The organism is Salinisphaera sp. Q1T1-3, assembly GCF_003602005.1.
GTDB lineage: Bacteria > Pseudomonadota > Gammaproteobacteria > Nevskiales > Salinisphaeraceae > Salinisphaera.
On record NZ_QZWD01000028.1, the window covers coordinates 1 to 10,224 of the forward strand.

General features: G+C 60.5%; 11 protein-coding genes, 2 pseudogenes and 1 other annotated feature. Of the genes and pseudogenes, 8 read left to right on the top strand and 5 right to left on the bottom strand.

Annotated features, from left to right (window positions below; all coding sequences use genetic code 11):
• Positions 1–265: pseudogene (locus tag D3260_RS16870) on the top strand (hypothetical protein); the annotation flags it as partial.
• 239 nt (positions 266–504) lie between these two features.
• Here D3260_RS16870 and D3260_RS16875 read toward each other — a convergent pair.
• The 3 genes from D3260_RS16875 to D3260_RS17690 form a co-directional block, all read right to left on the bottom strand.
• Positions 505–864, bottom strand: coding sequence for a hypothetical protein (locus D3260_RS16875; protein WP_147418250.1), 360 nt, complete (start codon positions 862–864; stop codon positions 505–507).
• A 474-nt stretch (positions 865–1,338) separates the two neighbouring features.
• Positions 1,339–2,226, bottom strand: coding sequence for a LysR family transcriptional regulator (locus tag D3260_RS16880; RefSeq protein ID WP_120099786.1), 888 nt, complete (start codon positions 2,224–2,226; stop codon positions 1,339–1,341).
• A 15-nt stretch (positions 2,227–2,241) separates the two neighbouring features.
• Positions 2,242–2,400, bottom strand: a complete 159-nt coding sequence (locus D3260_RS17690) for a hypothetical protein (RefSeq protein WP_199671571.1) — start codon at positions 2,398–2,400, stop codon at positions 2,242–2,244.
• Between D3260_RS17690 and D3260_RS16885 the strand changes: the two genes are divergently transcribed.
• A complete protein-coding gene (locus D3260_RS16885) occupies positions 2,329–2,970 on the top strand; it encodes an NADPH-dependent F420 reductase (RefSeq protein ID WP_120099787.1) in 642 nt (213 codons plus the stop codon). The genes D3260_RS17690 and D3260_RS16885 overlap by 72 nt on opposite strands.
• A gap of 136 nt (positions 2,971–3,106) precedes the next feature.
• On the opposite strand, the gene D3260_RS16890 is transcribed toward D3260_RS16885, so the two are convergent.
• A complete protein-coding gene (locus tag D3260_RS16890) occupies positions 3,107–4,006 on the bottom strand; it encodes a LysR family transcriptional regulator (protein WP_120099788.1) in 900 nt (299 codons plus the stop codon).
• A 100-nt stretch (positions 4,007–4,106) separates the two neighbouring features.
• Here D3260_RS16890 and D3260_RS16895 point away from each other — a divergent pair, with 100 nt between their 5' ends.
• Positions 4,107–4,955, top strand: a complete 849-nt coding sequence (locus D3260_RS16895) for an SDR family oxidoreductase (protein ID WP_120099789.1) — start codon at positions 4,107–4,109, stop codon at positions 4,953–4,955.
• Positions 4,956–5,162: 207 nt separating this feature from the next.
• Here D3260_RS16895 and D3260_RS16900 read toward each other — a convergent pair whose 3' ends face one another.
• Complete coding sequence (locus D3260_RS16900) at positions 5,163–5,909, bottom strand: SDR family oxidoreductase (RefSeq protein WP_019950995.1); 747 nt, start codon at positions 5,907–5,909, stop codon at positions 5,163–5,165.
• A 150-nt stretch (positions 5,910–6,059) separates the two neighbouring features.
• On the opposite strand from D3260_RS16900, the gene D3260_RS16905 reads away from it, so the two are divergent.
• The 5 genes and pseudogenes from D3260_RS16905 to D3260_RS16925 all read left to right on the top strand — a co-directional run bounded on the left by D3260_RS16905 (position 6,060) and on the right by D3260_RS16925 (position 9,959).
• Positions 6,060–6,929 carry an AraC family transcriptional regulator gene (locus D3260_RS16905; RefSeq protein WP_120099790.1) on the top strand — a complete coding sequence of 290 codons (870 nt, stop codon included), beginning with the start codon at positions 6,060–6,062 and terminating at the stop codon, positions 6,927–6,929.
• A gap of 144 nt (positions 6,930–7,073) precedes the next feature.
• Positions 7,074–7,217: pseudogene (locus D3260_RS18210) on the top strand (AraC family transcriptional regulator); the annotation flags it as partial.
• A gap of 380 nt (positions 7,218–7,597) precedes the next feature.
• On the top strand, positions 7,598–8,383 hold the full coding sequence (locus tag D3260_RS18215; RefSeq protein ID WP_370456334.1) for an IS4 family transposase: 786 nt from the start codon (positions 7,598–7,600) through the stop codon (positions 8,381–8,383).
• A protein-coding gene (locus D3260_RS16920) for an IS3 family transposase (protein ID WP_370456335.1) occupies positions 8,289–9,463 on the top strand; the annotation gives its coding sequence in 2 pieces (ribosomal slippage) (positions 8,289–8,523 and positions 8,523–9,463; 1,176 coding nt in all). Before D3260_RS18215 ends, D3260_RS16920 begins: the two co-directional genes overlap by 95 nt.
• Positions 8,516–8,632: a sequence feature (AL1L pseudoknot), on the top strand. It overlaps the preceding gene by 117 nt.
• A 97-nt stretch (positions 9,464–9,560) precedes the next feature.
• Positions 9,561–9,959, top strand: coding sequence for a transposase (locus tag D3260_RS16925; protein WP_233544120.1), 399 nt, complete (start codon positions 9,561–9,563; stop codon positions 9,957–9,959).
• Positions 9,960–10,224 lie beyond the last annotated feature (265 nt).

The following is a 10,224-nucleotide window of genomic DNA, read 5'->3' on the forward strand; positions in this document are numbered from 1 at the left end:
AGCGACGCCGGCGCTCCGGCCCCAACAGCTCGCTCCCACCACCCATCGCACTAGTCCTATCCACAGTCATATGCCTACCTCGTATTTAAGCACTGATCTGTGTCCGGCGTTCTACGGGGCTACTCCAGTGATCGCTGCCGGGCTCGGTTATCAGGCACTACCGCTGGCGGGTGCTGCGATGTCGGCGCTGGCGTTTATCGGGGTGCGCATGGCTGCACAGCACAGCGTCCGCAACGAAGAAGACGCGAAAACCGCCTCTCGTTGAGGCGGCTCGTGTCGGGCAACGGTGTACCGAATGAGCGTTAACGGAATCAAGCATACGGTCTCTACATCACCCGCGGTCGATTCCGTCTAGCTCGGCGCTTCGACGACTAACTGCTAGAGGAAACAGGATAGATCGCGGCCCTCAAGACAGGAACTGGGCGGGGCCGGTCTCGCATCGTGCGCGATACCAGGCCGGCCCCAGCCGCTTCGAAGGCACGCCGCGCCTTTATTGGCTTGGGCCTACCCTGCTCGATCGCTCGCCTGAACCAGACGCTGACGAACGATCCCACACCACGTCTCTACCGAATCCTGCGCAGCGGCCTGACAGGCGTCGACCGTGGGATAGGCGGTTATCGACGCGTCGTGACGATCGTGGAAGGCGACTGCCAACACGATGCGCTGGTCGCGCGGCATGGCCTCGTCCGGCCGAGTCACGACGGCATCGGTACGCACACAGCGCCCGGTCAGGTCGCGATCCGCAAATTGCTTGCGTGTAAAAGTATCCGCCAACTGTTCGCAGAAATCCCGATCATCCGCCATCTCGGGCAACTGCCATACGGCTGCCGTCCTGGGCTGCCCCGCCGAATCGGCGTTCGACACAACCACGGTCCACTGCTCGGCGGCCTGTGCCGATCCGGCTATAAACAGGCAAACAGCCGCCAGTACATATAACCCAGTGCGCATACATATTGTCCGGTGAAACCTGGCCCCAGCTTACGGCGCTCGTGGACCGCGCGCATCTAATGTGCGCAGATTGGACCGCCCTCGCCAGCCTATCGGCCGATACGACAGAGTGGACAGAAGCCGGATGGGCCGGACCGCTCCAGACACCTATTATTTGCCTACGCGAGCAACGAGACACGGGCAGGCTCTTTGAAAAGTGTTCTGCGAAAATCGTAGCACTTTATCGTTTTCGGCCCCTGAGGGTTCGCTTAGTTAGCCAAATGGCTCAGATATATTTCTTTCTAGTTAGTTAAGGTGATTTCGGATTGAATATACTGTCCCCAGACTTCCGATTCCCGGATTCTCGATCTCTATCGTGTTGGGCCGCCAGGCTATCGCCAACGCGCCGGCTTACCCGAGCAGATCGACGATCCAGTCGATGAAGACGCGTTCCTTGGGTGAGAGGGTACGGCGAGGATGAAACAGCAGGTTCAGCGGTTGCGCGAGGCTCGTGTGGTCCGGGAACAGCCGCAGCAGGCGGCCCGAGGCCACATGGTCGATGACGTTCAATTCACCCGTCATGACCACACCAGCATCGGCAAGCGCGAGATCGATCAGCGACGTCGCATCGTTGATCGCGACCGCGCCCTGCGGATGGATTTCGATGTGCTCATCGCCCCGGGTAAAGCGCCAGAGATGCGGTGCCGGGTAGCTGTCGAAAGCGTAATCCAGGCAACGATGTCGTTCCAGTTCGGCCGGGTGACCGGGCATGCCGTGCCGTTCTATGTAACCGGGCGAGGCAAAAGCGGCGATACGAAACGGCGGGAGTCCACGCGCCGAGAGTTCCGAGTCGCGTAGCTGACCGATACGCAGGGCGATATCGAGGCCTTCGCCGGTCAGATCGACCCGACGGTCGGTCAGCGTCAGTTCCAGCTTGATATCCGGGTAGGTTTCCCAGAACGCCGGCAAATTCGGAACGACCCGGCAACGCCCCAGGCTCGACGGCACCGTGACGCGAAGCGTGCCGTAGGGCTTATCGGTCAGATTCTCGACCGATGCCTGCATTGCGTCGGCGGCCTCGAGCGTGCGTCGCGCCCCCTGTGCACAGATACGCCCGGCGTCGGTCAGGCTGAGTTGCCGTGTCGATCGGTGCAGCAACGCGGTGCCGAACCGCGCCTCCAGGGCATCGACATGCTTGCCGGCCATCTGGGGCGACATGCCGAGATCGCGCGCCGCCGCCGAGAATGACCCCAGATCGATGGCTCTTAGAAAGACCTTCAGGCTGGTCAGGCGATCCATTCAAAACTCTCACTTTCAACTGCCGACATCGAAAACGGTATTCTGAATCGAATCGTTCGCAATTACGATCATCTCGTCACCCGTTCTGAAAGAGGTATCGAGATGAAAATTGGCATCCTGGGCGCCGGCAATATCGGCGGCAGTCTCGCACGACTGCTGCGCGATGCCGGGCATGAATTACTGGTAAGTTCGCGTCGGCCTGAGCGTATTGATATCGAATCCGTGCAGGCTGGAACGCCGAAAGAGGCCGCGCTTTTTGGCGACATCGTGATCGCTGCGGTGCCGTTGATCGCCGCACGCGATCTGCCGGCTGCCGAGTTGCAGGGCAAGATCGTGGTGGACGCGATGAACTACATTCCGGATCGCGATGGTCGTATCGCCGAACTCGACGCGTTCGAATCGACGACCAGTCAATGGGCGGCGCGCTATGCGCCGGGCGCCATTTGGGTCAAGGCGTTCAACGCGATCCTGGCCGATGATCTGCCTCGGGGCGATCGCCCGCCAGTCAAAGGCAACCGGGCACTGCCGATTGCCGGCGACGATGCGGGCGCGAAGACGATTGTCGCCGAACGTCATGCCGATATCGGCTTCGACGCGTTGGATGCCGGAAGCCTGGATGAAAGCTGGCGCTTCGAACGCGCCATGCCCGCGTACTGTATTCCCCTCAATAGGGCCGAACTCGCCGACAGGTTGGCAGCGGCCAAGCGTGGCCAGGAGCTGCCGCATAATAGCTGGCATCGCTAGGCCGATCAGGTTAAGTCGTAGCCATGAGGTCGCGTCGTTGGCTCGAACGGCATTGGAAACGGGCCACAATAAAATCATTAAACCGTGGTCCGTCCAATATATTCCGAGCGGACACCCCCGTGACGCCTACTAACAGTCAGTCATGATTGACGGTCGCTTTGACGAAATCGATGAAGGCGCGGAGCGGCGCCGGGACGTGGCGGCGACCCGGGAAGTAGAGCAAGTAGCGCTCGTCGGCGGGGCACCAGTCGCTGAGAAGTGGAACGAGACGACCGTCAAGGATCTGTCGTTTTGCGGCGTTCTCCATGACGTAGGCAATGCCCATACCGTCCACGGCGGCGTCGATCATCAATGCCATTCGGTCGAGCGTCAGGAAGCCGGGGACGTCGATTTCCAATTGCTCATCGTTTTTCGCGAACTGCCACGAATAGCGCTCGCCACGCGGCATCCGCGTCCGGATGCAGCGATGGTCCAGCAGGTCGCGAGGATGCTCCGGTGTTCCGCGGTCAGCAAGATAGGCAGGCGACGCAACAGGCAAAAACCGGAGCGATGGGCCGAACGGAACGCCGACCATGTCCGGCGGTACCGTCCGGCCGAGCCGAATGCCTGCGTCGCAACCCGCCGCGACGATGTCTACCATCCGCTCCTCGTGACGTAGGTCGATCTCGATTTGCGGATGTTGCGCGTGGAAGGCCGGCAGAATGTCCGACAGGAGGAACGAGGCCGCCGACAGCGGCGCGTTTATCCTCAGGTTTCCCGCGACACTTCCCTCCGCCTGGCCGCCCGAGGCAAGTGCCGCGTCGAACTCAGCGATCAAGGAGGCGATCCGGGCAAGGATCGCCGCTCCCTCTGGGGTGACCGCAATGCTGCGGGTCGAGCGGTTGAAGAGTCGCCGACCGAGCTTTTCCTCCAGCCCCGCAACTGCGTGACTGAGGGTGGAGGGAGCTGCATCGAGCCGATGTGCGGCCGCTCGGAAGCTTCCGGCATCGGCGACAGCAAGAGCGGTGCGGAATTCCTTGAGGGTCGGTTCATTCATTGATGCACAATATCGAACAGGTTGATGGCCATCCACCTCCTTCATTCGAGTAGTTCGAACAGCTAAATTCGGATCGAACGACGATTGAAGGAAAACGACGATGACCAGGACATATCTCGTGACCGGGGCCAATTCGGGCTTCGGCAGGCTTGTAACGCAGAAGCTGATTGCCCGTGGCGATAGGATCGCGGCGCTTGCGCGACGCCCAGAGGCACTGGACGACCTCGCGAACAGCGCCGGCGACCGCATGATTCGGCTTCACATGGATCTGACCGACAAGGCGTCGATCGATGCCGCGATCAAGAAGGCTTTCGACCGATTCGGCCGGATCGATGTCGTCCTCAGCAATGCCGGCTACGGCACATTCGGTGCGATCGAGGAACTCACGCCGGATCAGATCAGACGGCAGATCGAGACGAACCTGACGGGTACGGTTCTGTTCACCCGTTCGCTCCTGCCGCACCTCCGCAGCCAGCGCGGTGGTCGCATTCTGCAGGTCTCCTCGGAGGGCGGCCGAATCTCATATCCGGGCTTCTCCACCTACCATGCTTCGAAATGGGGCCAGGAAGGCTTCGTGGGAGCCGTCGCGCAGGAAGTCGCTTCGTTCGGCATCGACTTCTGCCTCATTGAGCCGGGCCCGACGGAAACCAACTTCCTCACAGGGATCGATATGGGAGAACGCATTGCTGATTATGACGGGACGCCGACCGCGCAACTGCGTGACGCGCTCCGGTCCGGCGGCTTCGATGTTCCGATGGGCGACGCGGCAAAGATGGCGGCCGAGATGCTTGCGCTCGCCGACGCCGAGACGATCCCCCTTCGTGTGGCAATGGGCAGCGTCGCCTTCGACAATATCGAGCGCGAATTGAAGTCGCGGCTGGCCCTCATCCAGACGCAGAAAGACCTTGCGTATCGATGCGATCAGACCAGCAACGGACACCGTCCCTGATGCCTTCGCAAAGGAAAATGTCATGAGCGATTTTGAGACGAGGCCGACAGGAGAATTAAGGCAAGAGAATTAAGGGACAAATCAGACCACTATTTTTAGCGTTTTTGAGCTTTGCTTTGAATAAAAGCGTGGCAGAACAGAAAACGTGGTACGTCCTCTATTATTCACGTCCCCTATTATTCGCAGGGGCGGCGGCCGCGCGTCCTTTCAATCGTCGGCGATCATGCTCGCCACGATCTCCCGCATCTTTCCGTCGCGTTCGGCGAAACGGAACGGTTCGACCTCCTCCACGATAATTTCGTCGGCTTCCGGTTGCCCGGTCAACTGCGCCATCACATCATCCGCGAACTTGTCGAGCGGCACACTGAGGGGGGACGCGGTCAGGCCGTCCAGCAGATCGGTCGCCACCATCGGCGGGATGATTTCGATGACCTGCGTGGCCCCCTTCAGCAGCGCTCGCAGCGATAACGTATAGGAGTGGATCGCGGCCTTGCTCGCCGAGTAGGTCGCCGCGCCCGGATAGGGTACAAAGCCGGTGCCCGAGGAAACGACGAGGATGGCCGCATCGGGCTGCCCTTTCAGATGATCCACCAGCGCGTCGGTCATGCGGATGGGGCCAAGCAGATTGGTTTCGACAATGTCCGACGTGCGCGATAGATCGCGAGTCGTCGTCGGATCTTCCAACCCGGAAATTCCGGCGCAATTGACGAGAACGTTGAGGCCGGGGTGATCGGTCGTCAGCCGTCCGGCCACGCTCCTGATCGCATCGGGATCGCTAACGTCCAGTTCGTAGTATGCCATCCCCGATCGGCCTGCGACCGTCTCTTCCAGGGCTTCGCGCCGGCGCCCTGCAACGATCACCCTGTTGCCCTCGTCATGCCAGCGATGGGCCAGCGCACGCCCGATGCCGGAACCGCCGCCGGTGATGAAGATCGTGTTTCCGGTACGTTTCATATCCTCTCCTCCTCTCCCTGAGTTGAATGATCAGGATAGGCCTGGCGTGCTCGATCGTCGTGTTCAATACGCCCCCATGATTGCCTATTTCTGCTCAATCAGTGATTCTCCGCCACGAATAGAGTGCGCACGGAAAAGAGGAACAGGCCGATGGACGACAAGATGGCAGAGCTGGCGTCGAACGTGGCTTGTCTTGGCCAAGAAGGCCTTACTTCCACATCGATCGCCAATATCGGGCTGCTCAAGGTCAGCCGGTGCAGCGACCTTCCGCCGCAAGTCCATCGCCCAGTGGTGAGCCTGATCGTGCAGGGAGAAAAGCAATTGACGATCGGCCCGCACGTGCTGACTTATCGCGCCGGGCATACGTTCACCGCATCGCTCGATCTGCCGATGTTGGCGAAGATCACGGAGGCCGATAGCGAAAGACCTTATCTCGCGATCAGCCTCGCCATCGATACGAGCATCGTCGTCGAGCTGACATCACGCATGCCCGATTCTGCCAATGCGCTGCCCGAGCGCGGCTTCAGCGTCGATCTCGCTGGACAGGACCTGCTCGACACCTATCGCCGGGTGCTGAACCTGGTCGGCCGGCCGGAAGAAGTGCCGATCATGGCGCCACTTCTGGAACGAGAGCTTGTGTATCGTCTTCTCAAGGGGCCTCAGGGCGCGGCACTGAAACGCCTTGCGACGCGCCATCGTCGCATCGCACGGATTCATGATGCGCTGGACCTGATCAGACAGAATTATACTGAGCCGTTCAGCGTCGAAGCGGTCGCCAACGCCGTTGGCATGAGTGCGTCCGCCTTTCACCGTCGGTTCAAGGGCGCGACCGGCATGACGCCGCTCCAATACCACAAGACCCTGCGTCTCTACGAAGCGCGACGATTACTCCTGACCGGCACGATCACAGCAAGCGCGGCGGCTTTCGCGGTCGGGTATCAGAGCGTCTCGCAATTCATGCGCGAATATCGTCGGCTGTTCGATACGTCGCCTATGCGAGATGCCAGGGCTCAAGAGTAAAATGAGGGGACAGCCCCTGAGAGTTCCCCACAATCATCTATTCTTTGTCAGTAACTTAGCGGTTTTCAGCCTTCAAGGACAGACCACGATTTTTAACATTCAGGCGTTTTGCGCTGGAAAGAATCCGTGGTCTGTCCCCTATTGTCGCGACGATTACTCCTGACCGGCACGATCACAGCAAGCGCGGCGGCTTTCGCGGTCGGGTATCAGAGCGTCTCGCAATTCATGCGCGAATATCGTCGGCTGTTCGATACGTCGCCTATGCGAGATGCCAGGGCTCAAGAGTAAAATGAGGGGACAGCCCCTGAGAGTTCCCCACAATCATCTATTCTTTGTCAGTAACTTAGCGGTTTTCAGCCTTCAAGGACAGACCACGATTTTTAACATTCAGGCGTTTTGCGCTGGAAAGAATCCGTGGTCTGTCCCTGAGGGTTCCCCACAACTATCGCTTCATCGACAGCAAGTTATCGCTTCTTTGAGGGGTGGTCAGAAGAGCGTGCATGACGGATAGTGCCCTTCGTATCGACCAAAATGCGAAGGCCGCCATGCACGCCCACGCAGTATTGCAGAAGTGGCTTGCGTCTGTCTTTTCCCGTTTGGATCAGCGTAACGTTCAGACCACATCCAAGGCGGTCTGCGCCTGTCTTAACGGTCAACGCCTGACCTTGATGGCCTTAGCGCGCCATTGGCCCGATTCACGCCAGATCGCGGCCCCGCTCAAGCGGTTGGATCGATGGCTCAGCAATCGTTCAATGCAAGCTCATCGTTGGGCAATCTATCGCGCTACGGCGCAGAGTCTGGTGTCGCGAGATCGGCCGGTCGTCATCGTCGATTGGAGCGAACTGCCACGGGATGGTCAATGGCAGTTATTGCGGGCGTCGATTCCGCGTCAGGGCCGTGCCCTGACGCTATATGAAGAAGTCCATCCGCAGCGCGATCTCAATAGCCGGGCGGTACACGATCGATTTCTCCAACATTTGCAAGCCCTGTTACCGGCCTCGTGCCGTCCGATCGTGCTCACGGACGCTGGGTTTCACACGCCGTGGTTCCGATCGGTCGAAGCTTTGGGCTGGGATTGGATCGGGCGGCTCCGGGGACGGGTGATGATTCGTAGCGATCGCCCCCACGCGGCTTGGCGTCCGGTGTCCGCGTATTATGACAACGCCGCGGTCAAACCCGAATCCCTGGGAGTTTGTGACATCACGCGAAGTCGGCCGACCTCATGTTATTTGGTGCGTACGCGACGCCGGCCGCGGGCTACTCCACCCCGGGTTCGTCGGAGGCTCCAACTCTTGAGAGACTGGAGCCATGAAACAAAGCAAACGATATGCCCCGGAAGTGCGCGAGCGGGCGGTGCGAATGGTATTCGATCATCAGAGCGAGTACGCCTCGCAGTGGGCGGCGATCGGCTCGATCGCCGGCAAGTTCGGTTGCACGCCCGAGACGCTGCGTAGTTGGGTCAGGCAGGCCGAGCGCGACCGCGGTCTGCGTGATGGCCAGACCACCGAAGAGCGCGAGCGCGTCAAGGCGCTCGAGCGCGAGAACCGCGAGCTCAAGCGTGCCAACGAGATCCTGCGCAAGGCCTCGGCGTATTTTGCCCAGGCGGAGCTCGACCGCCGCGGCAAGTGATGATCGATTTCATTGACGATCATCGTGCGGTCTACGGTGTCGAGCCGATCTGCCGGATGTTGCCGATCGCACCGTCGACCTACCATAACGCCAAGGCCCAGCAGGCCGATCCCGCACGCCGTTCGGCGCGTACTCAGCGTGACGCCACGGTATCCGAGGCCATCGACCAGATCTGGCAGGACAACCGATGTGTCTATGGCGCCCGCAAGGTCTGGTGCGAATTGCAGCGCCAGCAGTGGGCCGTGGCCCGCTGCACCGTCGAGCGGCTGATGCGGAAGATGGGGCTGCGTGGCGTGACGCGCGGCCAGCCGCCGCGCACTACACACGCGGATCCCCGCCAGGCCGCGCCCGACGATCATGTCCGGCGGGACTTCACCGCCGAGGCGCCCGATCGGCTCTGGGTGGCGGATTTCACCTATGTGGCGACCTGGCGCGGCTTCGTCTATGTCGCTTTCGTGGTCGATGCCTTTGCCAAGCGTATCGTCGGCTGGCGGGCCGCCAGTGCGCCCAACACCGCGTTTGTCCTCGATGCCCTCGAGCAGGCCATCCACGATCGACAACCGGGTCCGGCGGCCGGCCTGATTCAGCATACCGATCGCGGGGTGCAATATCTGTCCATTCGCTACAGCGAGCGACTGGCCGAAGTCGGCATCACGCCCTCCGCCGGCCGCGTCGGCAACTCCTATGACAATGCCCTGGCCGAAACCGTGATCGGCCTGTTCAAAACGGAAGTCATCCGCCAGCGGGGGCCCTGGCCGAATCTGGAGGCCGTTGAATTCGCCACCCTGGACTGGGTCGACTGGTTCAATCATCAGCGGCTGCTGGAGCCGATCGGCGACATCCCGCCAGCCGAGGCCGAACAACACTTCTATGCCACACTCAGCGAGTCTGCCGAGGCGGCATGACTCAAACTCACGAGCCTCCGGTAATCCCGGGGTGATTCAGGGGCGCCATCAGACCCGTCGCGACCGACGCAGAGCAGGCGGCGGTAAAGCTGAAAAGATGGCGCGGCGATATCGTGAGCCCTGGGTCTTGGCCGCGTCTTGCGGTCTGGCGAACGAGAGCCCGAACGAGATTGCACGACTCTACGGTCTACGCATGCAGATCGAGACCGCTTTTCGTGATCTCAAGTCCCATCAATACGGCAGTGCGTTCGAGGATACGCAGACTCGAGTCGGCGCCCGGCTCGAAATGCTGCTGATGATCCACATGCTGGCGACGCTCGTGGCTTGGCTGGCCGCGCTGGCGACACGATCCGAGCACGAAACCCGCTTCCGGATGTCGCTACTGAATCGAGGGTGGGCGATTTTGCGCCAAACCGCGCAACGCCTGCCCGGTGTTAAAAAGCCACCGTGGAGAGCACTTCAAGCCTATCTCCACTGCTATCCAATATCGGCCTGATTTGTGGGGAACCCTCAGGGTCCGTCCCCTATATCAAACCGTGGTCCGTCCCTGAGGGTTCCCCACAAGTATTTATTATTTAACAGATACTTAGCGTTATTCGAGGGGTGGTCAGAAGGGCGTGCATGACGGATAGTGCCCTTCGTATCGACCAAAATGCGAAGGCCGTCATGCACGCGAGTGCAGTATTGCAGACGTGGCTCGGGTCTGTCTTTTCCGAGATCGATCAACGTAACGCCCACACCACATCGCAGGCCGTGTGTGC